This window comes from Flavobacterium sp. ABG (assembly GCF_001027725.1).
Taxonomy (GTDB): domain Bacteria; phylum Bacteroidota; class Bacteroidia; order Flavobacteriales; family Flavobacteriaceae; genus Flavobacterium; species Flavobacterium cupriresistens.
In genome coordinates this window covers 88228-113587 of the sequence record NZ_LEKS01000013.1, presented here as the reverse complement: position 1 = coordinate 113587, position 25360 = coordinate 88228, and the positions used below count along the sequence as shown (strand labels likewise).

The window sequence follows — 25360 nt, the reverse complement described above, 5'->3', positions numbered from 1 at the left end:
AAAACTTAGCAACTCAGTTACTTTGTAACTTAGCAACTTATAACACATGAAAGAACAATTTAAAAAGTTTTTAAACGAAGAACAAGACCCTAAGGCGATTGAAAAAATCACTTCTAAGCTTAACGATTTAATGATGAGAGGCGAAGAAGTAGGCTATATTGCTGTTCAGAAAAAACCGGCAATTACTGTTTTTCCTGATAGTATTGTATTAACAAACAAGAGAATCATTATCTGTAAACCTAAAAACTTAGGTCTTTCTATGGATTTTACAGATTATACCTGGGATGATATTGTTGGAACTTTTGTAAAAGAAAATATTCTGGGTTCAGAGTTTTCTTTTTCTACTAAAACAGATATTCAGGTTTCGATCGATTATATTCCTAAAATTCAAGCTCGAAAAATCTTTACTTACGCTAAAGAGCAATTGGATCTGTTAAAAAATCCGGTTGTAGCAACTCCGGTAGCTGAAACTATTCAAACAGAAGAAGTTGAAGTTGAAGAAGAAATCGAAGAAATTGAAACGGAAGAAGTAACTAGTTTTGCAGAAATTATGCCTGCTACTACTCCCTCCTTTACAGAAACTTTTGAGCCAATTCAGCCTCAGGCACCAACGGGAGATCGTAAATTAAGTGAATTGTCTAAGGAAGAACTTTTCGATAAATTACAGAATTATAAAAAATTATTAGACAACGGATTAATCATGCAAGGGGAATACGATACGTTTAAGAAAGAAATTTTGAGTTATATGTAGCACATTTGCTTAACCGCAAAGGACGCAAAGATTTACGCAAGGCTCGCAAAAGGTTAAAAAAAGGGAAAGCCCAACATTATATTATGTTGGGCTTTTTATTTTTCATTTATACCGTATTAATGTGAGATCAATACTCAAAAAAAATTGCCACCGATTACAGGATTAAAATGATTTTTTTAATCTGTGTTAATCCTCTAATCTGTGGCAAAAAATTGTAGCTAGTTTTTTTAAAAGCTCATAGTAACAAAGATCATAGTTCTTAGTTTAACAGATTTGAATAAACCTTTGCGAACCTTGCGTAAATCTTCGCGAACCTTGCGGTTAAACCACGCTAAAGAGTTGCCTTCTGCTTCTCAACAAAATTATGCGCTTGCAGTTCTAACAATTCTGTGGCTTTTTTTCTTTGCAGGTCGTAAAGTTGTTTGTCTTCTGCAATGTCGGCATACACCTTATCGTGCATTTGAGCACTGGTTTTAACCAATAAATCGCGTTGGTATTTATTCTGTGATAAAGTGGCTTTGATCGCTGTTTCGGCTTCTTCTTGTTTAAAATCAAATTCTCCTTTTGGAGATAATAATTTAGCTATAATCGGTGAAGTTTCGATCGCCAGGAACAGCAACATTATAAAAAATGACGGTAGCCAAGGTAATTTATTCAAAGCGTTGATACGCGCCATTAAACCATCAAAACCTTCGATGATTGGCTGTGTTTGTGAAACCTTTTTATCTAAATCTGCCTGCAGTTGTTTTCCGGCTTTTTCTTTCTCCGCAATCTTAGCTTCGTTAACTGCTTTTAGGTCTGCAAATTCTTTTAAAGAAGCATCGTGTTTCTCTCGTTTTTCCTTATAAACCGGACCTTTGCCTAACTTCTTAGTTCCTGTAGTTCCTTCGGCTTCGGTAATGTAGGTTGAATATAAGGCGTTTACTTCCTTCTCTTTCTTTACAATATCTGCTTTCAAAGCTGCAATCTCTGCTTTATTTTTATCTAAATCTGATTTGAAATAAGTTCCAATTTGTTTTTTATTGGCTAATTCCATTTCATTTTTTTCCTTCAATAAAACTGTATTGATTTCTTTTTCGAAAATTTTAATCTCCAATGGTTTCGAAATTACAATTGCAATAATAACCGCCAACATAATTCGAGGTGTCGCCTGTAGAAATTCGTCTAAGAAACGATCTCTCTTTTTGATGGTCGAAACAATAAAACGGTCTAAATTGAAAATTAGTAAACTCCAGACAAATCCAAAAATTAGGGCCGGATAAATAGAGTCAAAAACGGTAAAAAGTGCATAGGCACTGGCCAGAAAAGCCATAACTGCGGTAAAAAAAACGGTAGCTCCAATACCTACATATTTGGTTTGTTCACCTTCTGAACAACCATCCAGAAGGTCTCGGTCGACTCCTGAACAAAGGATAAAAAATTGCTTTAACATGATTGATGATTTTTGATTGTGATTGATACGGCAAATTTAGCGCCAATTTTTTGATTCTCATGTAAATAGTCTATTTGTTTTTGTCTGATTCGCTTCTAAATCCTACAAATGAAATGTTATTTTAACTTTAATAGGTTTTTCCTTTTTACTGGAAATCATAACACTATGTTAATTTTTTTCCATGTGTTTAATAATACTAAGGTTTTAGTTTCGCAACTAAAATCAAACCAAAAAAAACACAATGAAAAACTTCTATTTAGTAGTAACACTCTTTCTATTAACCCTAGCAGGTTATGCTCAGAAAGCGATAATATCCGGAAAGGTATTAGATGCTGATGACAAACTTCCCTTGCCCGGAGCAATGATTCAAATTGTAGGCGAAAACAAATACACCGTTTCTGATTACAATGGTCGTTTTGAATTACTTAATATAAATGCAGGTACTTATCAGGTTTTAGTAAAATACATTGGATATACTTCCATTACTCATGAAATTACAGTACAACAAGGAAAAAACAACGTACTTGATTTCACCCTTAAAACTTCGGGAACAGAATTGAATGAAGTGGTTGTGGGAGACATTTTAAAAGGTCAGGCCAAAGCCTTAAATCAGCAAAAAAATAACAAAAATATAGGAAACGTAATCTCCTCAGATCAAATGGGTCGTTTTCCCGATGCCAACGTAGGAGACGCTTTAAAACGTGTTCCCGGTATCACCATGCAAAATGATCAGGGTGAAGCCCGTAATATTATCATTAGAGGCCTAGCTCCATCACTGAACTCGGTAACATTAAACGGTGACCGAATTCCATCAGCCGAAGGAGACAACAGAAACGTACAAATGGATTTGATTCCGTCTGATATGATTTCTACGATTGAAGTCAACAAAACACTAACTTCTGATATGGATGCAGATGCTATCGGAGGTTCGGTAAATTTAATTACAAGAGCCACTCCAAACGGTGAAAGAATCTCTGCAACTCTTGCCGGCGGCTATCTACCAATACGCGAGCACGCAAGTTATACAGCAGGTTTAGTATACGGAAACAGACTTTTCGATAATAAACTTGGTCTCGTTTTTAGTGGTTCTTATAATAATGTAGATTATGGTTCTGATAATATCGAAAACGAATGGGTAAAAGATGATTTCGGAAATCAATATTTACAGGCATCTGAAATTAGAAAGTACGATGTACAACGTATTCGTCGCAGCGGATCTGTTGCTTTAGATTACAAATTTGATGAAAACAACACCATTTTTGCCAATGCCATTTACAACTGGAGAGACGATCGTGAAAACCGTTTCAGAACTACTTACGATGATATTGAACCTATTTACAATGGAGAACAAATTACTGGTTTTGAAGGCCGTGTAAAACGTCAGACAAAAGGCGGAGTTGACAACAACAGAAATAAAAACACACGATTAGAAGACCAACGTGTACAGAATTATTCTATTCGCGGAGAGCATTTAATCAATTCTAAATTAGATTTGGATTGGTCTGCCAATTATGCCAAAGCGAGAGAATATCGTCCGGGTGAACGTTATATCGAATACCGCCAGAAAGGTCTTGAAATGACCGAAGATTTATCGGATTTGAGATTTCCTTTAATCACAACAAGCGGAGAAGCGCTAGATAAATTCAAATTTGATTCGGTTACAGAAAACACAGACGATACCAGCGAAAGTGAATTTGGTGCCAAAGTAAACATTCGTTTTCCTTTTACGATTATTCCTTCACAAAAAGGAAGACTTAGGACCGGACTTCGACTACGTTTAAAAGAGAAAAAAAGAGATAATATTTTCTTCTCCTACGAACCTACAGGTGACGAAATGGAATTACTATCCGGAATCCCAACAAGTTCTTTTGATGGTAAGAACTTCAATCCGGGGAGCAAATATGTTCCGGGAACTTTTGCATCGGCAAACTTTTTAGGAAGTCTTGATTTAAACAATCCATCTTTATTCGACAAAGAAGCTGACGCCGCAGAATATCTGGCAGTTAACTATAATGCTAAAGAAAATATTTATGCCGCTTACGTAAGATGGGATCAGGATTTTAATGATAAATTATCAATGGTTTTAGGTTTCCGTGTAGAGAATACGCACATCGATTATACCGGAAATCGTGTTCTTGACGAAGAAGAATTAGAAAGCAAAATCAACAATACCAATTCCTACACAAACGTATTGCCAAGTATTTCTTTTCAGTACAATGCCACTAAAGATTTGGTTTTAAGAGCAGCTGCTACAACGGCTTTGGCAAGACCTAATTATTATGCCTTAGCTCCTTATGTGAACAATATTGCTGCCGACAAAGCAATTACAGCCGGAAATCCGGATCTTGATGTCACTTACTCCTATAACTATGATTTCATGGCAGAGAATTATTTCAAATCTGTGGGATTAATTTCGGGAGGTGTTTTCTACAAAAAGCTAAATGATTTCATTTACAACTACAGCGACAATCAATATACAGCTGCAAAATTCGCAAATGATTTCCCGAATCAAATAAACCCAATTCCGGTTGGCGAAAACTGGTCATTTGTACAATCCCGAAACGGAGACAATGTGGATGTTTATGGTTTTGAAGTTGCTTTTCAACGTCAGTTAGATTTCTTGCCTGGAAAATTCCTTAAAGGTTTTGGTATCTATTTGAACTATACCTACACCAAATCTAAAGCAAAAGGAATTGCTGACGAAGATGGAAACGAAAGAAACAACATTAGCCTTCCGGGAACAACTCCACATATGTTTAACGGGTCATTATCTTGGGAAAACAAACGTTTTTCTGCCAGAGTTTCCACCAACTTTACATCGGATTATTTAGACGAGCTGGGTTCAGAATCGTACAAAGACAGTTATTATGACAAGCAACTTTTTGTTGATGCTAATGCTTCTTTCAAAATTACACCTAAACTGCGTCTTTTTGCCGAAGCCAACAATTTAACTAACCAACCATTGCGCTATTATCAAGGAATTGAAGCGCATACCAAACAAGTAGAGTACTATCAGGCCAGATATAATTTTGGTTTGAAGTTAGACTTGTAATAATCCATATATATAATTCTTAAATTAGACAGAGTTTAACCGCTCTGTCTAATTGCATTTAAAAAAACAAACAAAATGAAAAATATATCAGCACTGACTTTTTTACTTTTTACGCTTTTATGCATCGCTTGCAAAGACGACAAATTAGCGCCTGTCGCTAAAAATGCAGTAAAACCAACCATTACGACAGAAGCTTTACCACATGACACAGATGACCCTTCTATTTGGATTCACCCCACAGATTCTTCAAAAAGTATTATTATAGGAACAGATAAAGACACTGATGGCGCTTTGTATGCTTTTGATTTGAATGGAAAAATTCTAAAAAAATCAATTCCTTTAAAAAGGCCAAACAATGTTGATATCGCTTACGGTTTATTAATTGATGGTAAAAAAGTAGATATTGCCGTTACTACAGAACGTGAAAGTAACAAAATAAGAATCTTTAGTTTACCAAATTTAGAACCAATTGATAATGGTGGAATCCCTGTTTTTGAAGGCGAAACTCTAAGAGATCCAATGGGAGTTGCGTTATACACACGCCCAAGCGACAAGAAGATTTTTGCTGTTGTAGGAAGAAAATCAGGACCATCAGGAAGTTATTTATGGCAATATGAACTTTCTGCTTCCGGAAAAACAGCAACTGCCAAAGTAGTTCGAAAATTTGGAGCCTACAGTGGAAAAAAAGAAATTGAAGCTATCGCAATTGACAACGAATTAGGAACTATTTTATACTGTGATGAACAATTCGGAATCAGAAAGTACAAAGCAGATCCTGCCTTAAAGGACAATAAAGAACTGGCTCTTTTTGGGAAAACCGGATTCAAAGCAGATAATGAAGGAATCGCAATTTATAAAAAAACAGACTCGACAGGTTACATTTTAGTATCCAACCAACAAGCAAATACTTTTATGGTTTATCCAAGAGAAGGTGTCAACGGAAATCCAAACGAATATCCTTTATTAGCAGAAATCCCAACCTCAACAATTGAATGCGACGGAGCAGATGCCACCAGTGCAAACTTAGGAGGGAAATTCAAAAACGGTCTCCTGGTAGCCATGAGCAACGGAATGACCTTTCATTACTATACTTGGGATTTGATGCAACAACGTATTGACAAAGACAGGAAATAGTTTTCAGTCGCAGTCGCAGTTTTCAGTTTTTACCCGGAACTGAAAACTGAGACTGAAAACTGAGACCGAAAACTGTGACTGAAAACTGAGACAAAAACAAAAAAGCTGTTCATAACGAACAGCTTTTTTAAAATTTGAATTAGTAATTTTCCTTATTCTGTAATCGGTGCACCAGCCAAAATTTCGGCATTGGCAAATTCTTCAAATTTGGCAAAATTAGCTTTGAATTTCTGAGCTAATTCAATTGCTTTTTTATCGTATAAATCTTTGTCTTCCCAAGTGTTTCTAGGGTTAAGGATTTCATTTGGAACATTTGGACAAGTTTGCGGTTTTGCAATTCCAAAAATCTCATGATTCTCAAAAGCAACGTTGTCTAATTCACCGTTTAATGCTGCAGTGATCATTGCACGAGTGTATTTTAATTTCATACGGCTTCCTGTTCCGTATGCTCCACCTGTCCAACCTGTATTGATCAACCAAACTTTTACGTCTGCGTCTTTCATTTTTTTAGTTAACATTTCTGCATAACGTGTTGGGTGTAACGGCATAAATGGCGCTCCAAAACAAGCTGAGAAATTAGGTTGTGGCTCTGTAACTCCTGCTTCAGTTCCGGCAACTTTAGCCGTATATCCTGAAATAAAGTGGTAAGCAGCCTGACCTGGAGTTAATTTTGAGATTGGAGGCAAAATTCCGAAAGAATCTGCCGTCAAAAAGAATATATTTTTAGGATTATGTCCTATAGATCCCGGTTGAATGTTATCGATGTGTGTGATTGGATAACTTACACGTGTATTTTGAGTAATTGAAACATCATCAAAATCCACCTCATTAGTTCCCGCTTTGAAAACTACATTTTCTAAAAGCGCTCCTTTTTTAATTGCTCTAAAGATATCCGGTTCGTTTTCTTCTGTTAAATTAATAACTTTAGCATAACAACCTCCTTCAAAGTTAAAAACAGAATTTTCGCCAGTCCAACCGTGCTCATCATCTCCGATTAACTTACGTTGCGGATCTGCTGATAAAGTTGTTTTTCCTGTTCCGGACAATCCGAAGAAAATTGCTGTATCTCCTGCTTCACCAACATTGGCGCTACAGTGCATTGGTAATGTATTTTTAAAAACCGGTAAAATGAAATTTAAAGCAGAGAAGATTCCCTTTTTCATTTCTCCTGTGTATCCTGTACCACCAATAAGTGCTATTTTTTTAGTAAAATCTAAAATAGCAAAATTAGACTGACGTGTACCGTCTACAGCAGGATCTGCCATAAAACTTGGCGCACAAACTACAGTCCATTCCGGGCTAAAGTTAGCTAATTCTGATTCTTCCGGTCTTAAAAACATATTGTAACAAAACAAGTTAGACCAAGCCGTTTCTGTTACTACACGAACATTTAATCTATAATTTGCATCAGAACAAACATAAGAGTCTCTAACAAAAATTTCTTTATTAGATAAAAACTGTGTTACTTTATTATATAGTTTTTCGAAAGCTTCAGAAGAAAATGGGATATTTACTTTTCCCCACCATACCTGATCTTCGGTAATACTGTCCTTTACGATAAAACGATCCTGAGGAGATCGACCTGTGAACTCGCCTGTATTAATTGCCAATGCTCCAGTAGAGCTCTCAACACCTTGGCCTGACTGCAAAGTAATCGCATGCAATTCATCAGCTGATAATTGATAGCGAACTTTTGCATTTTCAATTCCTAGTTCCTTTAACGAAATCGATTGCGTGTAAAGTGTGTTAGCGTCCATAAATTTTGTTGTTGTGTATGTTTCTTTTTTTAGTGAACAAACATAATTTTTACTTTGATTCTTAAGCAGTTATACTTTTGAAATTCGAATTGTTATATTTTTTACCAATACAGATAAAAACCAATAAAAATTCACATAAGCAATATCATATGTTATTTATGAGACAAAATTAAAGATTAATTTTTAGATAGAATTTTTTATTCTGAATTTTATGATTTTTTCTTCAAAATAGTAGCAAATAACACCAGCCAGGCTATAATTAATAAAAATCCTCCCAAAGGTGTTGCGAATACTATAATTTTCGAGTCAAAAACAGTGTAGTCTTTTGTAACTAATAAATAGATAGACCCACTAAACAGTAGGACACCAGCGACAGTAAGGTTGTAGATTGTTTTTAAAGTCTTCTCGGCAATCTCTTTTCTGGTTGAAAGAAAAAACAGAAAAAAAGCATGATACATTTGATAACGAACTCCAACTTCAAACGTATTTAATTGATCAACCGATAACCATTTTTTTAACAGATGAGCTCCAAAAGCACCTAAAATAATAGCTACCATCCCTAAAAAAGCACCTGTCAAAACAATTTTTCTTTTCATTTTTTCTATGTTTTTCAATATTCAAACAAAAATACTGCAAACAATCTGAAAAGCTTTTCACTTTTTTAAAATCTTTTTCAATAAAAGGAATTCGACTGTTTTACTCTTAAAATTAAAAATAAATGATTTTTTTCAACTCTTTATATTGTTATATTTATAACATTTTAATATATTTGTGTTATAAATATAAATTATGAGAAGCATTTTAATTATTGGAGCCGGTCGATCTGCCTCTTCCCTGATCCGTTATTTACTGGCAAAATCTGAAAGCGAAAAGTTACATCTTATTGTAGCAGACTTATCTTTGGCTTTGGCCGAAAAGAAGACACAGAAACACCCGAATGCCACTCCAATGGCTTTAGATATATTTAATACTGCAGAAAGAAAAGCGGCAATAGAAAAGGCATCTATTGTAATATCGATGTTGCCGGCTCATTTGCATATTGAGATCGCAAAAGATTGTCTTCAATTTAAAAAACATCTTGTTACTGCTTCTTATATCAGCGATGCCATGCAGGCTTTGGACGAAGAAGCAAAAAAGAACAATTTAATTTTCATGAACGAAATTGGTCTTGATCCGGGAGTCGACCATATGAGCGCCATGAAAGTAATTGATGAAATCAGATTGAAAGGCGGCAATATGTTACTTTTTGAATCTTTTTGCGGCGGATTAGTAGCACCTGAATCCGACAATAATTTATGGAATTACAAATTTACCTGGGCACCAAGAAATGTAGTTTTAGCAGGTCAGGGTGGCGCTGCCAAATTTGTACAAGAAGGCACTTATAAATATATTCCGTATTGTAATTTATTTAGAAGAACTGAATTTCTTGAAGTGGAGGAATACGGAAAATTTGAAGCTTACTCTAACCGTGATTCTCTAAAATACCGTTCTATTTACGGTTTAGACGATATCCTGACTTTGTACAGAGGAACCATCAGAAGAGTTGGTTTTTCTAAAGCCTGGAACATGTTTGTACAACTGGGCATGACGGATGACAGTTATGTGATGGAAGATTCTGAAAATATGAGTTACCGTCAGTTTGTGAATTCTTTCTTGCCGTATCACCCAACCGATTCTGTTGAAATTAAAACACGACTGATCTTAAAAATTGATCAGGACGATATCATGTGGGACAAACTTTTGGAATTGGATTTATTCAATCCGAACAAAAAAATAAACCTGCCCAATGCTACTCCTGCGCAAATCTTAGAAAAAATACTTTCTGATAGTTGGACTTTAGAGCCTGATGATAAAGATATGATTGTAATGTATCACAAATTTGGATACGAACTTAATGGAGAGAAAAAACAAATTGACTCTAAAATGGTTTGTATTGGAGACGATCAGACTTATACGGCTATGGCAAAAACAGTTGGCCTGCCGGTAGCTATGGCCACCTTGTTAATTTTGAATGGAAAAATCACAACACCGGGCGTACAACTTCCTATAAACAAAGAAGTTTATTTGCCAATTTTAAAAGAATTAGAAGAGTATGGTGTCGTTTTTAACGAGCAAACCATGCCTTATTTTGGATATAACCCGGACCTATTCTAGTTTCTGGTTTATTTTTTTTTCGAGATTTTTTTTTTAGTTTTTAATTTTATCCGCTTCTCTTTTTCAAGAAGCGGATTTTTTTATTCTTACTCTGCCGACTGAACGGTAATTGGTAAACTGTACATGACTGCCACCGGCTCCCCGTTAACTTTTCCGGGTATCCATTTCGGGCATAATTTAAGCACTCTTATTGCTTCTTCTCCACTTCCGTACCCAACATCTCTCAGCAATTTAAAATCAGCCAAAGTCCCGTCTTTTTCTACCACAAAAGTGACATAAACCCTACCCTTCAATTTTACATCTGCCGGCGTTGTTGGCATTTTATAATTCTGACCTACAAATTTATAAAATGCCAACACCCCATCAGGATAAACAGGATTCTCTGTTAAATCAGACGTTTTATAAACAGTTCCTTCTTCTTTTTTTACTTTTTGATTCTTTGGCTCGTACAAATCAATTTCAACAGATTCTGGCCCTCCTTTTTCTAGCTTTTTCTCCAATTCCTCATTATTCGGCGGGAATTTCGATCCTTCAAACACATTCGGAACCACCTTTTTCTCTGCGGGAGTAAGTTCTTTGTATTTTTTCTCTGCTACTACAGTTCCTTTGTCATCTTTAATTTTAAAAGTTGTATTATCATAATAAGTAGCAAAAAGACTTGCCTTTTTAGTGGTTTCTTTGCCTGAAGCTACTTTTTCTTTTACTTCCTGCGCTACTGTTTTGGTACACAAAAGATACACGAGCCCGGTTAGTAATGGTAAAAGAAGCGTCTTTTTAAACAATCCTCTTGAAACTGACGTTGTAGTTGTCATCATAATTAATCTTTTTTTGGTTATAGAATAGTTCAAATTACTGGCCAGGTAATATATCGGACTTTGATTCGCTTTAGATAGCAATAAATGCTGATAAAACGAAACATTGTTATGTGATTTGACAACTTTACTATCAGCAAGAAATTCGTGATTGAGTTGTATTGCTTTTTTGTAGAAAATAAAAATAGGGTTGAACCAAAAAATCGTTTTAATTAATTCAATCAACAAAACATCCACAGAGTGTTTTTGATTTACATGAATCAGTTCATGGGTAAACAATTCGCTTTCTATTTTTTTGTTTTGATAGTCTTCTTCATTCACAAAAATTGTATTCAAAAAAGTATAAGGCAGTGTTTGTTCTTTCAACAAAACCAATCTTACATTTTGATATTTTAATACCGAAACTGCATTTGTCTTTTGAATTAATTTATACAAGTTTTTTACAAATCGAAAAAACAAAGCGGCTGTAATTATTCCATACAAAAGCCAACCTATAATCTCGTAAACAGGCGTTTTCTCTTCTACTATTTCTGCCGTGATCTGCCCGGGAACCGCAACATTATTAGTCGCAACACTCGAAACTTCTCCTATTATCTCGATAGTTACAAACGGAATAACAAACGAAATGAGAAGACTCCCCAACAAGAAAAACCTGTTAAACTGATTAAATTTCTCTTTTTCCAAAAGCAAATAATATACGCCCAGAAGCACACATAATGCGATCGTCGATTTTATAAGAAAGGCTGTCATTTTTTCTTCTTTTGAATTTGTGAATCGATTATTTTTTTAAGCTCCTCCAATTCCGAAGTGGACAAATCGGTTTCTGTCGTAAAAAACGAAGCAAATTGCGAGGCCGAATTATTAAAGAAATTACTAATCAGACCGTTGACATGTTTCGAGAAATAAGCTGTTTTTTTAACCAACGGGTAGTACTCTCTCGAATTTCCAAATTCATTATAAGCGATGAATTTTTTATCAATCATTCGCTTCAGCAAAGTTGCTACTGTTGTTGTGGCCGGTTTTGGTTCCGGATAAGCTTCCAACAAATCTTTCATGAAAGCCTTTTCGAGCTTCCAAAGATGCTCCATTAATTGTTCTTCTGAGTTTGATAGTTGCATAATTATTTAAGATTTTCTAGTTTTTCCAATTCAGGTAATTCTTTTTTATAAGCTTCTAAATTCCAAACGAGACCGACTTTTGGTGCATATTCCGCCATAGTTCCAAGCCCGACTTCGGCACGTCTCTTATCTACATTATCAGGATCAATCATTGGCGAAATATGAGGCTTTCTCGTTGTCCTGTCCATTGAAGTCTGACTTCCGTAAATTTGCTTTCTTCCTTCTCTTAATGCCACACGATCTTCAAGCAAAGCCAATGAGCCGGCTTTTGCATCTCCTTTTTTAACCGCATCCCGCATCATCGGAAGGTATTTTTGTTGGGTTTTCAAAGGTGCGTGCTGAATAACCAAAAACAAGGTTTGATTCGCTTGTTCACCAACCGTGTTCTTCCCTACCCATCCTCTTTCGTCCAGAATCTTTGCTACTTTAATCAAATTCAGACTGTCTTTATAAATCATTATCGTACCAATACTGTCTATCTTTTTCTTGTCAGACTTTTTATCTTTATAAACAGCCATAAAGTCTTTTCGAATATCCTGATCTTCATCATAGATCGCAAGCAGCTCTTTCTGTAACGGTTTGTCATAATTCGCCTCAATACCATCCATTTTCTTTTGAAACTTCTCAATTAGCTCCTTCCATTCTTTTTGTGAATGCAATACCGTTAAATCTCTGTCTTTTTTTAAATGACCCAAATTCTCATAACCGTTATCGATTGCCAGATTCAACCATTTAAAGGCACTTTTTGACTCATTTGCTAATGCAGCAGAACAGGCTCCGTTGTACAAATGAGCAGACTTTACAGCTTCTTTTTTGAATGCTTTTTCATAAAACCCTACCGAAATTTTATATGCTCCACCAGCATAACACGAATCGCCTTTACGAACAAAATCGCTATAAGTTTGCGCTTGAAGCAAAATACTATTGAATACAACTAAAATAAAAACAAACCTTTTTTTCATAACCTGAATACTTACTTATTAATTTTTTGCTCCGATACTAATTCTCCGTTTTCATACTTTTTAATCCCTTTTAACTTTCCTTTATCCGAATAGAATTTCCAATCTCCAAAATAAAACCAATGTGATTGCAAAGTCGTTATTTCCAATTTTGTATTTCCTTTGGACTCTAGTTTTCCGTTTTCATAGTAGTTTTTCACTACACAGATTCCGTTTTTGTATTTCTCCGTTTTATAAATTTTTCCATTTATATAGGTCTTCCACTTTTTTACAGGCTCATCATGCTTGTAATATTCTATAGACTTATATTCAACATTATCCTGAACATAAACATCCATCCACTTCCCTTCCTTCTTTTTATCAATTTTCTGATTAATTGGTGCGGTTTTGCATCCGAGAAATGCAAACAGGAATAATATAAAAAGTGTTTTCTTGTTCATTTTTGCTCTACATTTATAGATGTTGCTCTACAAATGTAGAAATAAAATTTAATTGCGCAAGTTTTCTTTTGAAAAAGATACTGAGGCGCTAAGTTTCTGAAATACTTAGATCTAAGTAAGACCCTAAAAATTCTTGCTGCGGAAAGCTATCGAAATGAAATTCCAAAACTCAAATTCCAAATTCCAAAACTGAGGTTAGGCAACAAAAAAAATCCGCTCATTTCTGAACGGATTCTATTGAATTTATCTTTATCTAAGTTTGACAAAGAGTAAAAATCTAAAAATGAAGTCTAAAATCTAAAATTACTTAGACAGCTCTACGAAATACTTGTAAAACAACGGGATCGTTTCGATTCCTTTCAAGTAATTGAAAATTCCAAAATGCTCGTTTGGCGAGTGAATTGCGTCACTATCCAATCCGAATCCCATTAAGATGGTTTTGCTTTTTAGTTCTTTTTCAAACAAAGCTACAATTGGAATACTTCCACCTGAGCGAACCGGAATTGCAGGAACTCCAAAAGTTTCTGTGTAAGCCATATTTGCTGCTTTATAACCAATACTATCGATTGGTGTAACATATCCTTGACCACCGTGATGCGGCGATACTTTTACAGTAACTCCAGCCGGAGCAATGTTCGTGAAATGTTTAGCAAAAAGTTCTGTGATTTCTTCCCAATCCTGGTTTGGCACTAAACGCATTGAGATTTTTGCGAAAGCTTTGCTTGCAATAACCGTTTTTGCTCCTTCACCTTGGTAACCTCCCCAGATTCCGTTTACGTCTAAAGTCGGACGAATCGAATTGCGTTCATTCGTTACATATCCTTTTTCTCCGTAAACATCATTTAGGTCTAATGCTTTTTTATAATTTTCTAAACTGAAAGGCGCTTTTGCCATTTCAGCTCTTTCCTCAAGAGATAATTCTTCTACTTTATCATAGAATCCCGGAATGGTAATATGATTGTTCTCATCATGAAGTGAAGCAATCATTTTTGCCAAAACGTTAATTGGGTTTGCTACTGCTCCACCATACAATCCTGAGTGTAAATCACGGTTTGGTCCCGTAACTTCAACCTCTACATAACTCAAACCACGTAAGCCTGTAGTAATAGATGGTTGTTGGTTAGAAATCATTCCTGTGTCCGAAATCAGAATCACATCGTTTTTTAGTTTTTCCTGATTGCGTTCTACGAACCAACCTAAACTCTTAGATCCTACTTCTTCTTCACCTTCGATCATGAATTTTACGTTACAAGGCAAGGTATTGGTTTGTACCATATATTCAAGCGCTTTTACGTGCATGTACATCTGACCTTTGTCATCACAAGCTCCACGTGCGAAAATTGCTCCCTCAGGGTGAATTTCGGTAGTTTTAATAACAGGTTCGAAAGGAGGAGACGTCCATAACTCAATTGGATCCGGTGGTTGAACATCATAATGTCCGTACACTAAAACAGTAGGCAGATTAGGATCGATTATTTTCTCCCCATAAATGATTGGATAACCCGGAGTGTCGCAAATTTCGACTAAATCACAGCCTGCTTTTGTTAAACTTTCCTTAACAGCTTCCGCCGTATCGATAACATCTTGCGAATATGCAGTGTCGGCACTTACCGACGGAATTTTCAATAATTCGATCAACTCATTGATAAAGCGATCCTTATGTTGTTGAACGTAAGCCTTAATATTTTCCATTTAAATGATTTTTATAGAAATTCAAAAGTAGCAAAAAAAAAAGATTATTTTTTTTTGAAAAAAGGCTTTGAATATTCGAAGTTATGTCTATCTTTGCACCCACAATTGAGCGGATATGGTGAAATTGGTAGACATGCCAGACTTAGGATCTGGTGCCGCAAGGCGTGTAGGTTCGAGTCCTATTATCCGCACTGAAAAAGCTTCTGAGAAATCAGAAGCTTTTTTATTTTATGGAGGTTTTGGTTTTTCGTCAACTTCCAATACTCTAAAATACTCTAAAAATAAATCTGACAGGTTTCAAAAACCTGTCAGATTTACTTCAGGAAAACGGAGGAAATGATTTTATATAAGGAACGAGAAATCACGTCCGCAACTCGACAAGGATTGGCGACTTACTATACGGAATTCCTTGTGTGATTTCTCCTTCGTCGAAATGACACGATGCGCAAAACCTCTGTTACTTTACTCAATCTCTAAATAAGGATCTAAAACTTCTGTCAATTCATTAAGCCAAACAACTATATTCAAAACCGACTACTTCTATTTGTTAAAAATGTAAGAATTTAAAATAAATTAACAAGTAAAAAATGTTTTTAAAAATAGAACTATCTATCTTTATGCCATTATACCAAACTCATTTTAAAAGGTTTAAACACTTTGAATACTCTTCCAATATATGCCACTGAACGAACTGAAGCTGAAATAAAAATTAGATATTTATTTGCCAGTGTTGGCGAAAAAACCATTGTTAAAGCAATTGAATACTCGCCCGTAACTATTATAGACTCAAAAACTGTTTATAATCTGGGATTCGGAGATTATGATGAAGACAAGGGTACAATTATTGACAATATTAATAGCAATAATGGAGATATCTATATTGTATTTAATACGGTCTTAAGTACTATTCCAAGTTTTTTCGAAACTAATCCTGACGCAGTAATTATAGTAAGTGGTAGTGACAGTCATGAGAATTTTATAAATGATTGTCTTCCGAAGTGCACAAAAAAATGTACAGATAAATGCAAAAACCATCAAAGAAGAATAAAAACATATCGATACTATGTAGACAAAAATTTCGATGAACTCTCTGAAAGTTTTACTTTTTTTGGACGTAACAAAACCAAAGAAAACCTATTTGTACAATATATTCCAAACCAAGATTACGACGACATTTTGGTTTATAAGAAAAAATAATCTAATTTTACCTGTAGTTAAAGTGCTCTTTTTTAACCAAATACTAATAACTAAACAATCATGAAAACAATTAAAACAACCTTAAAAGCTTCTAAAGTTATTGTTGCATCTGCCACAACTAAAGAAAAAATTGCTGAAGCTGCCAACACTCTTAAAGGAAAAGAATTGTTTACAGATAAAATAGAATTAGCAAAGAAAAACTTAAGCGATTTAAAGTCGCTACCTATTTAATACAAACAATCAAAGTGAAATAGAAAAAAGTCGATTTAGCTCTCTAAATCGACTTTTTTATGTTTTACCATAGACAATTATCCGCACTGAAAAAGCTTCTGAGAAATCAGAAGCTTTTTTGATTTATGGAGGTTTTGGTTTTTCGTAAACTTCCAATACTCCTAAATACTCTAAAAATAAATCTGACAGGTTTTTGAAACCTGTCAGATTTACTTCAGGAAAACGGAGAAAATGATTTTATATGAGGAACGAGAAATCACGTTCGCAACTCGACAAAGATTAGCGACTTACTATACGGAATTCCTTGTGTGATTTCTCCTTCGTCGAAATGACACGGTGTGCAAAACCTCTGTTACTTTACTCAATCTCCAAATAAGGATCTAAAACTTCTGTCAATTCATTAAGCCAATAAAAATCGTCTTTGAGGCTGGTTTTTTCAAATGGAAAGACTTCACTTTCCTCCATTACGCTCAAAGCAATTAAATAATTAAATCGTCGTATGGTCTTTGCCATATCTTTCGGATCTATTTTGTTTGCAAAAAAATCTGTTAGTCTGGTCTCGACTTCTGAAATGTTACTTGTAGTCATAATTTTAAATTTTAGTTTGAATAATATCTATACACCAAAATTCACAAGATTTATTTTTTAATTGGACACACATATGAGTCCAACTTTATTTTATTTTTTCGCATAAAACATCTTTAAGATGATTGACCTGCAGAACTTACGAAGTTTTCAACAACACAGAAACACATGTAAATCCCAAGACAATACCGTCTAAGTTTACAATGACAACACCCCAACAAAACGTTAAAAAACAGAAAATCAGAAAGAAAAAACTTTATAAGTAAAATTTATCTTACATTTGTATCAAATAATTAATCTATTGAATATCATGGGAGGAGACGCGTAAATATGAGAAAAAACTGTAGTCCTGTAAGAGACTGCATTTATGAGTTCTAAAAACTTCACTACAACTATCTGTAGCCTTTTTTCAGGGAAATTTGCCTTTTTTGCTTCTTTGGCATCAATATTAGGGCTCGTTTTTCTATTTATTGCCGATAAACTGGCACTATTCATTGCATTGACATTCTTCTGCTTAATGCTTTTAACTTTTACGATTTATCTTATCTATACACTCTACAAAGTCTTAGACATAAAACAGACTGATCATGAGAATAGATCTACATTCATTAAATACGAAACACTTGACGGAAATAGTATAACATACGAAACCTATAAACTAATACAAGTAAAAAAACCTGTACTCACAGAAATGGATTACAATTTTAAATGGACAGGCACTCATTTACCAAAAATAACATCTGACCTGCAAGAGGTCATCAACATTGTAGATGAACATGACCCAACAAAGTACGACAGAGCCTTATTAAAGTTTAAAAAACCAATATACTATAATCAAAGTTGTGTACTGCATTTTAAAGCCATACTGGATGATGTAGACAAAGTTTCATTACCACATGTTGAAACAAGAGTAACCAGTGAAGTTGACATTATACATTATAGAATAATCCTTAAGAACAAACCTTTAGAATTTTCGAAAAATGCAATTTTAGAAAAAAGAAAAATAACCTCCGCAATAAATGCTTCTTTCGAAAAAATAAAAGAAATTTCCTTTGACAGCACCACTAAAAGTTATGAATATCATTTACTGAATCCTGAAATTGGGTATTATTACAGAATTAGCTGGATGAAATAACAGCAACATTCTATCACAGTTATTGTAACCCAAACACAATTCTCACACCGAAAAAACAAATTGACAATCTATAAATCCCCAACCAACTTACACGCTCATCATTCTTCTGATCTTGGAATTTGGAATTTCCAACCCTATCCGATCCAAATCTTACTCTTAACCAAATTCACTGTCTGTTTCAGATGCTGATTGAATGCAATCAAAACGATCAAAACCAACAGACCATACCCCACAATTGTATAAATTTCCATATCTGCCAGTAAAGTCGATTGTTTAGCTACAGTACCAAAAATCTTTTTTATAGCTAATGTATTGGCATTTTCTGCCGTATATCCTTTTGCTATAAAACTTTGTGTTGTTTTGGCAATTACCTCCTGTGTTTCGGTGCTATTATCGGTTACAAACTGACTTAATTTCAAGAAGTGTTTTTTGCTTAAAAATGCCATCGCATTCTGCATAATACAAAAACCAATAGTGCTGCCCCAGAAACGTCCTGAAACTCCAATAATTCCTGATGACGCAGCCATTTTAGGCGGCACTGATGATGTGGTGAACAAAATCAAAGGCACAAACAAAAGTCCCACTCCGATTCCCTGCAAAACGTACGGAATTATAATATCACTCAAAGCAACGTCGGGCACAAAAAGAAACGTAAACCAAAAATGAAACAAGGCTATAAGCGAAAAACCAATCAGAAAAATATACTTTGTGGATATTGATTTTATCAAAAAGAAAGCCGCCAGAATTAATCCGATCACATTTCCCAGTCCATTAATGTATTGCACTCCGGCCACGCGGGACGGATCCCAATTCCAAATCTGGAACATAGCAGCATGACAAAGATTAAGCGTTGCTCTGCTGATATAAAAAAGAAAAAACAATAAAAATCCGATTCGAAGATTGGCATATTTAAAAACTTCGAAGTTAAAACTCGGTCGTTTTACCGAAAGCTCTTTAAAAACAAACAAACCCGCCGTAATCAAAGCAATCATCAACATAAGAATCATTTGAGACGATTCGAACCAGTATTTTTTCTCGGCATACACAAAAAAATAAGCTCCTGTGAGAATTGCTGTCAACACCAAAACATAACTTATCCAATCGATCTGATATAACGGAATTTTCTTTGTAATCCGATGACCTTTAAACGTAATCCATATCAAAAAGACATTCAAAACCTGCAGCATTCCCGAAACGTATAACATGTATTTCCAGTCGTAATGATCCAGAAACCAAACAGCAATATTCATAATAAATGGCGTTGACAATAATAATGCCCCATAATAAAAGGAGAATCCAATTACAATTGCATTTTTAGAATTAAAACGTCCTATCAACAATTGTCTAATAGTAATTACGGGTAACGCCATTAGAATTCCTTCGAAGACCCTGAGTAGCAAAAAAACAGTAAAATTAGTAACGTATGCTGACGAAACTATCGTAATTCCCACCAGGGAATAAACCGCCATAAGGTAGTTTTTTGTCGGAAAAAAACTATAAAATCGAGCTTCAATCAAAATTGTTGCCAGTAAAGTTCCGTAGGTCACACACATTGCGAACTGCAAATCTTCGGGTTCAATATCCAAAAAACTTGCCGCATAGGTTACGTTTGAAGTATATACTCCAAGCAAAATCATAGAATGCAGTAAACAAACAAACAGAATAATTACAATTGCCCAATTGGGAACCCAGGATTTAAAAATGTCTTGGTCATTCATTTTAATCGTGTTGAGCAATAACGGTTGTATTCATTCCAGCTCTTAGAAAATCTGTCTGCGCATCATTCTCCTGAAGTTTTATTTTTACCGGAATTCTTTGTTCAATTTTCACAAAATTTCCGGTAGCATTATCCGGTGGCAATAATGAAAATCGGGCGCCACTTGCAGGTGACAACGAGGTAATCACGCCAACAAAATCTCTCCCTTTTACCGCATCTGCTTTAACAGTTACTTGCTGCCCTACTTTTAAGTATTGCAGTTGTGTTTCTTTAAAATTTGCTGTCACCCATTTTTCTTTACTTACAATAGCAACCAACGATTGCCCTTCTTTAATTAGTTGTCCAGGCTGAATAGTTCTTTTTCCAACCCAACCGTCATAAGGCGCCGTAACAACCGTATAAGACAAATACAAAGCCGCATTGTCTGCGATCGCTTGCTTCGAATGAATTACTGTTGTCGCAGTAGGAACATTTGCCGCTGCCTGAGAAGTACTTAAACTTGCCAATTGAATTCGGTTTTTGATCTCCTGACAATGCGCCTGAGCCAATTCGTAATCTGCTTTCACTTTTTCTAATTGTTGTTGCGTTGCCGCTTCTTCTTTTACCAAAGCTCTGTATCGATCGTACTCTGATTTTGCCTTCCATAAATCGGTTTTCGCAGCCAATAATTGCGATTCACTAATCGCCGAAGTCCCAGATGTTGTTTTTACATTTTTTTCAGCAACAACACTATTTTGTTTCGCATTTTGAACATCGGCCAAAGCCACATCCAACTTTGATTTATATTCTCTGTTATCTACCACAACCAGCGTATCGCCTTTATGTACCAACTGATTTTCTTCGTAACGAACTTCCTGAACATAACCCGTAATTCGGGACATAATCGGAGTAACATATTGCTCTATTTGCGCATCGTTGGTTTCTTCGTGGTTTTTAGTAAAAACATAAAACCAGATTCCCAAACTAATTCCGCTCACAATAAGCACAATTGCTACTAATTTTACAAAAACATGAAAAAACGCACCGGTCTTTTTTCCTTTATTTGCCATAAATTCTATTCCTAATTTTTATTGAATTTTAAACTCTTCTTTTAGCATTCCTGCCGTGCGCAACAATTCGTAATGTTTCATTGCCGCGTCAATACGGGTTGAAATTTTATTGAATTTAGCTTGCAATAAAGCATTATCTGCATCGACCATTTCGGTCACCAAAACCAACTGATTGAAGTATTTCAGTTTTACAATGCGGTAATTCTCATTAGCCAGTTCCAAAGCCTTATCGACCACTTTAAATCTTTCGAGGATTTCCTGATATTGGGTATGGTTTCTATACAATTCGTCTTTTACCTTGTCTTTTACAATTTCGGATTGCAGGACCTGCCACTGAATTTTGGTGTTCGCGATCTCTACTTTGGTTCTGTTTTTATACAAACCCGAAAGATCAAAACTGGCTGCGATACCAACTTGTCCCAATGAATACAGATACGGATCTGGCGGGAAGAACTTATAATTCGGATAGTTTAAACTGTAATTTCCAAAGAAATGAATACTTGGGTAATAATTCCCTTTTACCAAATTCAATTCTGTTTTTTTGACTGCAAGTTCCTGACTGGAAATTCTCATTTCTTCGTTTTGCAAAGCATGAGTCATATAAGAGTCATACGGATCAATACTATTCATTTCATCAATATCTGCCGTTGTATCAATAGCTATCTCTTGCTCTTCGGATACTTGAAGCAGCGTTTTGAAATCATGAAGTGCAATTTTGATATTTTTCGAATTTGTCAGCGCATTCAATTCCCGATCCGAGAGTTGCAACTCAGCACGAATCACTTCGTTTTTAGTTACCGTACCGTGCTTTTGCAGCGATTGAACTTCTTTGAGTCGGTTGTATTCTTCTTTGATATTCTCTTCAATGATTTTCTGAAGTTGCATCATTTTGTAAATCCCCAAATAGGTTCCAATGACTTCCAATTGAATATCATTTTCTGATTTCTCCTTTTTTATAAGGGCGATTTTACTTTCCTGATTGGCAATCTTAATAGCATTGTTGATTTTATTCCCAACATAAATTGGCATTTTAACAGCGGTACCAACCTGATAGATTTCAGGAATTGTATTGGTAACTTCTTTGTCTTTCAGGAATCCTCCTTTGAATTCTGTCAAATTGGTGATTCGCGAATACATTCCGTTCAATTCAACTTCAGGCAAACGAAGTTCTTTGTTTTCTTTAATATTTTCTTTTGAAAGCGTAACTTCAAGATTGGATTTGAGAATATTTCTGTTGTGCTCTCTGGCTATTTTAATTGCTTCTTTTAATGAAATCGTAGCAACCTGCTGAGCGTATGAAGTGGTAAATCCTATAAAAAAAAGAAACAAAGTCAATCTTTTAAGGAATTTTTCCGGTGTGGAAATCGGTTTTATAAGGAACATGAATACATAAAATAAATTATGATGCAAAGTTCCTGCATTTTTTTAATGACTGATACTTCTAGAAAGTCAATAACATATTCATTTCGGACATTTCCAAAAATTCTTATTTTAAGCGAAACCGTTTTAAACTATTGAAAATAATGCGCTAAATTCTCACGCAGATTTTGCAGATTAAGCAGTTTTTTTTTAATCTTACTAAAGGCGGAACTTTGCGGCGTGAGATGTTAGTAACCAACCAGGATTCTTCCTCTTCCAAATATTCAGATGCGATTTCTCCTTCGTCAAAACAATAAAAATCCGCACAATCTGCTAAATCTGCGTGAAACTTCTCTCGCAGATTTAGCAGATTTTTTTAATCTTACTAAAAGCGGAACTTTGCGGTGTGATATGTTAGTAACCAACCAGGATTCTTCCTATTCCAAATATTCAGATGCGATTTCTCCTTCGTCGAAACAATAAAAATCCGCCCAATCTGCTAAATCTGCGTGAAACTTCTCTCGCAGATTTAGCAGATTTTTTTTTAATAAAGATGGAACTTTGCAACGTGAATAACCAACTAAGATTCTTCCTTCGTCAAAACAACCAAAATCCGCCTAATCCGCTAAATCTGCGTGAAACAATCTTTATCTAGTTCGTACCAAAATCTCCTCACCTCCCAAATAATCAGACGGGCGTTGTCCTAAAATCTTAAAAAAAGTATTGCTAAACGTAGGAACACTATTATAGCCCACTTCCTGAGCCACTTCTTTTACAGAAAGTTTTCTTTCTAATAATAGCTCAATTGCTTTTAAGATTCTCCTGATGGTATAATATTGAATGAATGACATTTTAAGATCCTTTTGAAACAAGCGATACAAAGAGCGTTCGCTATACCCGAATTCGTGCGCAACCTCAGCAAACAAAATCGTTTCTCCCAGATTGTTTTCTATGTGTCGCAGAATTTTACCCAATCTTGGGTCTTTCGGTAAAGGCAATTCTAAAGGTAAATTGATCAGACAGATTTGAGGAAGAATCGCTTTTATCGCTTTGGCAATTACAAAATTCGGACTTCCATCCTTAAGATCACCGTTCCATTGATTCGTAAAAAGCATCATTTGAAGCAGCAGATTATTTACCGGATAGATTCCTTCATTTTGATAAAAATCATTTTCATTCTTTTCAACAGGAAAATACAGATTTCGCATCATCACATTTTCAGATTTTGGATGAATGCTGTGTTCTACTCCACCCGGAATCCATATAAAATGTCGTGCTGGTAAAAAATAGGTTTTGGTTTCGGTCGTAACAAACACGACATCACCTTCGGCATAAAGCAACTGTGCTTTGTCATGTTTATGCGTCGGAACAAATAATTCGCCCATTACATCATGATGACAGTAAATGCTTTTTTGATCGGCATCTACTTTTTTGATGTAATACTTATCTACTTTATGATTTGTTTGTTCCATCGAAAAATAAAGATTTCAACCGCAAGGAGTGCAAAAGGAAAATCGCAAGGTTTACAAAATACAACCATTACAGCTTTACAAACTTGTTTAAATCCAAACGCTTTTTGCAGTTTAATTTATTACCTACTAAATATAAGGAAGAAAATGAGACGATCGAAAGTACTAAAAATAAAAAAGCCTTTCCGTTAAGAAAGGCTTCTTCCAATATTGCGGTCTGGACGGGACTCGAACCCGCGACCCCATGCGTGACAGGCATGTATTCTAACCAACTGAACTACCAAACCAACTGCGTTATTGTGGGTGCAAAACTACGACAGAAGTTCTGATTTCACAAGCTTTTTCACGTTTTTTAAACAAATAAAAATGTTAATTTTTCGAACACCCTGATAATTAGATTCGTTGAAATTAAAATTCTAATCTTTTAAAATTCCAAATTCCAATTTTGGGGATGAAAAGTCTTCTTTTTTACGCTGTAAATATTTTTTTTCACCATATAAGTGATGTAAGTTCATTTAACCCAAATTACGCAATAGAAACTTCAAAGGAATAAATCTGCGTTTGCTGAGCTTGTTTTTACGGAGTTTCTTGCGGAGATTTCTCCTTCGTCGAAAGGACAAACCGTGTGTGTGTTCTTTAGATAAACTAAATCTGCGTGCAAAAATTAGTCATAAAATTAAAAGGATTCATATTGCTACAATTAAACTTTGCGAACCTAGCGGTTAAGATTTCGACACAATTTTGGAATTTGGGATTTCAAAAGATTGGAATTTATAGAAGCAAATAATTCTCTTCACCACATAAGTGATGTAAGTTCATTTAACCCAAATTACGCAATAGAAACTTCAAAGGAATAAATCTGCGTTTGCTGAGCTTGTTTTTACGGAGTTTCTTGCGGAGATTTCTCCTTCGTCGAAAGGACAAACCGTGTGTGTGTTCTTTAGATAAACTAAATCTGCGTGCAAAAAATTAGTCATAAAATTAAAAGGATTCATATTGCTACAATTAAACTTTGCGAACCTTGCGGTTAAAATTTCGACACAATTTTGGGTTTTGGAATTTTAAAAGATTGGAATTTCTAAGATAAATAATTCTCTTCACCATATAAGTGATGTAAGTTCATTTAATCCAAATTACGCAATAGAAACTTGAAAGGAATAAATCTGCGTTTGCTGAGCTTGTTTTTGCGGAGTTTCTTGCGGAGATTTCTCCTTCGTCGAAAGGACAAACAAAACGCACAACTATTTAAAATTAAAAACTCTGTGAAATTTTTATTCCCCCATAACTTTATAGACTTGATCCCACAATTTGGAATTT

Annotated in this window: 20 protein-coding genes and 2 tRNA genes; 8 read left to right on the top strand and 14 right to left on the bottom strand. The window is 35.0% G+C overall.

All coding sequences use genetic code 11. The features are described from left to right. Positions 1–46: 46 nt before the first annotated feature. A complete protein-coding gene (locus tag AB674_RS14530) occupies positions 47–751 on the top strand; it encodes a PH domain-containing protein (RefSeq protein ID WP_047777740.1) in 705 nt (234 codons plus the stop codon). Between the two features lie 331 nt (positions 752–1082). On the opposite strand, the gene AB674_RS14525 is transcribed toward AB674_RS14530, so the two are convergent. Further along, complete coding sequence (locus AB674_RS14525) at positions 1083–2183, bottom strand: DUF4407 domain-containing protein (protein ID WP_047777738.1); 1101 nt, start codon at positions 2181–2183, stop codon at positions 1083–1085. Positions 2184–2424: 241 nt separating this feature from the next. On the opposite strand from AB674_RS14525, the gene AB674_RS14520 reads away from it, so the two are divergent. Further along, positions 2425–5235 carry a TonB-dependent receptor gene (locus AB674_RS14520; RefSeq protein ID WP_047777737.1) on the top strand — a complete coding sequence of 937 codons (2811 nt, stop codon included), beginning with the start codon at positions 2425–2427 and terminating at the stop codon, positions 5233–5235. Positions 5236–5310: 75 nt separating this feature from the next. Continuing rightward, the gene (locus tag AB674_RS14515) at positions 5311–6369 is read left to right on the top strand and encodes a phytase (protein ID WP_047777735.1); all 1059 of its coding nucleotides are present in this window, start codon (positions 5311–5313) and stop codon (positions 6367–6369) included. A gap of 152 nt (positions 6370–6521) precedes the next feature. Here the strand turns inward: AB674_RS14515 and pckA are convergent, their stop codons facing one another. Together pckA and AB674_RS14505 are read right to left on the bottom strand one after the other, a co-directional pair. Further along, positions 6522–8126 (bottom strand): phosphoenolpyruvate carboxykinase (ATP), encoded by a 1605-nt coding sequence (pckA, locus tag AB674_RS14510; RefSeq protein WP_047777734.1) that lies wholly within the window; start codon positions 8124–8126, stop codon positions 6522–6524. Between the two features lie 209 nt (positions 8127–8335). Further along, positions 8336–8722 carry a DUF423 domain-containing protein gene (locus AB674_RS14505; protein ID WP_047777732.1) on the bottom strand — a complete coding sequence of 129 codons (387 nt, stop codon included), beginning with the start codon at positions 8720–8722 and terminating at the stop codon, positions 8336–8338. 193 nt (positions 8723–8915) lie between these two features. On the opposite strand from AB674_RS14505, the gene AB674_RS14500 reads away from it, so the two are divergent. Next, a complete protein-coding gene (locus AB674_RS14500) occupies positions 8916–10280 on the top strand; it encodes a saccharopine dehydrogenase family protein (protein ID WP_047777731.1) in 1365 nt (454 codons plus the stop codon). 86 nt (positions 10281–10366) lie between these two features. Here AB674_RS14500 and AB674_RS14495 read toward each other — a convergent pair whose 3' ends face one another. The 5 genes from AB674_RS14495 to AB674_RS14475 all read right to left on the bottom strand — a co-directional run bounded on the left by AB674_RS14495 (position 10367) and on the right by AB674_RS14475 (position 15301). After that, positions 10367–11842 carry a M56 family metallopeptidase gene (locus AB674_RS14495; protein WP_047777729.1) on the bottom strand — a complete coding sequence of 492 codons (1476 nt, stop codon included), beginning with the start codon at positions 11840–11842 and terminating at the stop codon, positions 10367–10369. Then, positions 11839–12210, bottom strand: coding sequence for a BlaI/MecI/CopY family transcriptional regulator (locus AB674_RS14490; RefSeq protein ID WP_205625362.1), 372 nt, complete (start codon positions 12208–12210; stop codon positions 11839–11841). The genes AB674_RS14495 and AB674_RS14490 overlap by 4 nt, the downstream gene beginning before the upstream one ends. A 2-nt stretch (positions 12211–12212) precedes the next feature. Further along, a complete protein-coding gene (locus tag AB674_RS14485; protein WP_047777726.1) occupies positions 12213–13172 on the bottom strand; it encodes a DUF6624 domain-containing protein in 960 nt (319 codons plus the stop codon). Positions 13173–13183: 11 nt separating this feature from the next. After that, complete coding sequence (locus AB674_RS14480; RefSeq protein WP_047777724.1) at positions 13184–13609, bottom strand: hypothetical protein; 426 nt, start codon at positions 13607–13609, stop codon at positions 13184–13186. 303 nt (positions 13610–13912) lie between these two features. Further along, positions 13913–15301: a dipeptidase gene (locus AB674_RS14475; RefSeq protein WP_047777723.1), complete on the bottom strand. Its 1389-nt coding sequence runs from the start codon at positions 15299–15301 to the stop codon at positions 13913–13915. Positions 15302–15410: 109 nt separating this feature from the next. On the opposite strand from AB674_RS14475, the gene AB674_RS14470 reads away from it, so the two are divergent. The 3 genes from AB674_RS14470 (at position 15411) to AB674_RS22850 (ending at position 16729) form a co-directional block, all read left to right on the top strand. Next, a tRNA-Leu gene (locus tag AB674_RS14470) sits at positions 15411–15492 on the top strand. 466 nt (positions 15493–15958) lie between these two features. Continuing rightward, a complete protein-coding gene (locus AB674_RS14465; protein ID WP_047777721.1) occupies positions 15959–16498 on the top strand; it encodes a DUF6934 family protein in 540 nt (179 codons plus the stop codon). A gap of 60 nt (positions 16499–16558) precedes the next feature. Beyond that, positions 16559–16729 carry a hypothetical protein gene (locus AB674_RS22850; RefSeq protein ID WP_165579381.1) on the top strand — a complete coding sequence of 57 codons (171 nt, stop codon included), beginning with the start codon at positions 16559–16561 and terminating at the stop codon, positions 16727–16729. 357 nt (positions 16730–17086) lie between these two features. Here AB674_RS22850 and AB674_RS14460 read toward each other — a convergent pair whose 3' ends face one another. Further along, on the bottom strand, positions 17087–17317 hold the full coding sequence (locus AB674_RS14460; RefSeq protein ID WP_047777720.1) for a hypothetical protein: 231 nt from the start codon (positions 17315–17317) through the stop codon (positions 17087–17089). Positions 17318–17681: 364 nt separating this feature from the next. Here AB674_RS14460 and AB674_RS14455 point away from each other — a divergent pair, with 364 nt between their 5' ends. Beyond that, complete coding sequence (locus tag AB674_RS14455) at positions 17682–18449, top strand: hypothetical protein (RefSeq protein ID WP_131701549.1); 768 nt, start codon at positions 17682–17684, stop codon at positions 18447–18449. A 134-nt stretch (positions 18450–18583) separates the two neighbouring features. Here the strand turns inward: AB674_RS14455 and AB674_RS14450 are convergent, their stop codons facing one another. The 5 genes from AB674_RS14450 to AB674_RS14425 all read right to left on the bottom strand — a co-directional run bounded on the left by AB674_RS14450 (position 18584) and on the right by AB674_RS14425 (position 24330). Next, on the bottom strand, positions 18584–20167 hold the full coding sequence (locus tag AB674_RS14450) for an MFS transporter (RefSeq protein ID WP_047777717.1): 1584 nt from the start codon (positions 20165–20167) through the stop codon (positions 18584–18586). A gap of 1 nt (position 20168) precedes the next feature. Further along, on the bottom strand, positions 20169–21215 hold the full coding sequence (locus tag AB674_RS14445; protein ID WP_047777715.1) for an HlyD family secretion protein: 1047 nt from the start codon (positions 21213–21215) through the stop codon (positions 20169–20171). 18 nt (positions 21216–21233) lie between these two features. Then, positions 21234–22598, bottom strand: coding sequence for a TolC family protein (locus AB674_RS14440; protein WP_047777714.1), 1365 nt, complete (start codon positions 22596–22598; stop codon positions 21234–21236). A 623-nt stretch (positions 22599–23221) separates the two neighbouring features. Then, on the bottom strand, positions 23222–24046 hold the full coding sequence (locus AB674_RS14430; RefSeq protein WP_047777711.1) for an AraC family transcriptional regulator: 825 nt from the start codon (positions 24044–24046) through the stop codon (positions 23222–23224). A gap of 210 nt (positions 24047–24256) precedes the next feature. Continuing rightward, positions 24257–24330 (bottom strand) — tRNA-Asp (locus AB674_RS14425). Between the last annotated feature and the right edge of the window lie 1030 nt (positions 24331–25360).

What these genes read in the sequence shown, in the direction of transcription:
- AB674_RS14530 (WP_047777740.1), top strand. Translation starts at nt 47, where the DNA reads ATGAAAGAACAATTTAAAAAGTTTTTAAACGAAGAACAAGACCCTAAG.
- AB674_RS14525 (WP_047777738.1), bottom strand. Translation starts at nt 2,183, where the DNA reads ATGTTAAAGCAATTTTTTATCCTTTGTTCAGGAGTCGACCGAGACCTT.
- AB674_RS14520 (WP_047777737.1), top strand. Translation starts at nt 2,425, where the DNA reads ATGAAAAACTTCTATTTAGTAGTAACACTCTTTCTATTAACCCTAGCA.
- AB674_RS14515 (WP_047777735.1), top strand. Translation starts at nt 5,311, where the DNA reads ATGAAAAATATATCAGCACTGACTTTTTTACTTTTTACGCTTTTATGC.
- pckA (WP_047777734.1), bottom strand. Translation starts at nt 8,126, where the DNA reads ATGGACGCTAACACACTTTACACGCAATCGATTTCGTTAAAGGAACTA.
- AB674_RS14505 (WP_047777732.1), bottom strand. Translation starts at nt 8,722, where the DNA reads ATGAAAAGAAAAATTGTTTTGACAGGTGCTTTTTTAGGGATGGTAGCT.
- AB674_RS14500 (WP_047777731.1), top strand. Translation starts at nt 8,916, where the DNA reads ATGAGAAGCATTTTAATTATTGGAGCCGGTCGATCTGCCTCTTCCCTG.
- AB674_RS14495 (WP_047777729.1), bottom strand. Translation starts at nt 11,842, where the DNA reads ATGACAGCCTTTCTTATAAAATCGACGATCGCATTATGTGTGCTTCTG.
- AB674_RS14490 (WP_205625362.1), bottom strand. Translation starts at nt 12,210, where the DNA reads ATGCAACTATCAAACTCAGAAGAACAATTAATGGAGCATCTTTGGAAG.
- AB674_RS14485 (WP_047777726.1), bottom strand. Translation starts at nt 13,172, where the DNA reads ATGAAAAAAAGGTTTGTTTTTATTTTAGTTGTATTCAATAGTATTTTG.
- AB674_RS14480 (WP_047777724.1), bottom strand. Translation starts at nt 13,609, where the DNA reads ATGAACAAGAAAACACTTTTTATATTATTCCTGTTTGCATTTCTCGGA.
- AB674_RS14475 (WP_047777723.1), bottom strand. Translation starts at nt 15,301, where the DNA reads ATGGAAAATATTAAGGCTTACGTTCAACAACATAAGGATCGCTTTATC.
- AB674_RS22850 (WP_165579381.1), top strand. Translation starts at nt 16,559, where the DNA reads ATGAAAACAATTAAAACAACCTTAAAAGCTTCTAAAGTTATTGTTGCA.
- AB674_RS14460 (WP_047777720.1), bottom strand. Translation starts at nt 17,317, where the DNA reads ATGACTACAAGTAACATTTCAGAAGTCGAGACCAGACTAACAGATTTT.
- AB674_RS14455 (WP_131701549.1), top strand. Translation starts at nt 17,682, where the DNA reads ATGAGTTCTAAAAACTTCACTACAACTATCTGTAGCCTTTTTTCAGGG.
- AB674_RS14450 (WP_047777717.1), bottom strand. Translation starts at nt 20,167, where the DNA reads ATGAATGACCAAGACATTTTTAAATCCTGGGTTCCCAATTGGGCAATT.
- AB674_RS14445 (WP_047777715.1), bottom strand. Translation starts at nt 21,215, where the DNA reads ATGGCAAATAAAGGAAAAAAGACCGGTGCGTTTTTTCATGTTTTTGTA.
- AB674_RS14440 (WP_047777714.1), bottom strand. Translation starts at nt 22,598, where the DNA reads ATGTTCCTTATAAAACCGATTTCCACACCGGAAAAATTCCTTAAAAGA.
- AB674_RS14430 (WP_047777711.1), bottom strand. Translation starts at nt 24,046, where the DNA reads ATGGAACAAACAAATCATAAAGTAGATAAGTATTACATCAAAAAAGTA.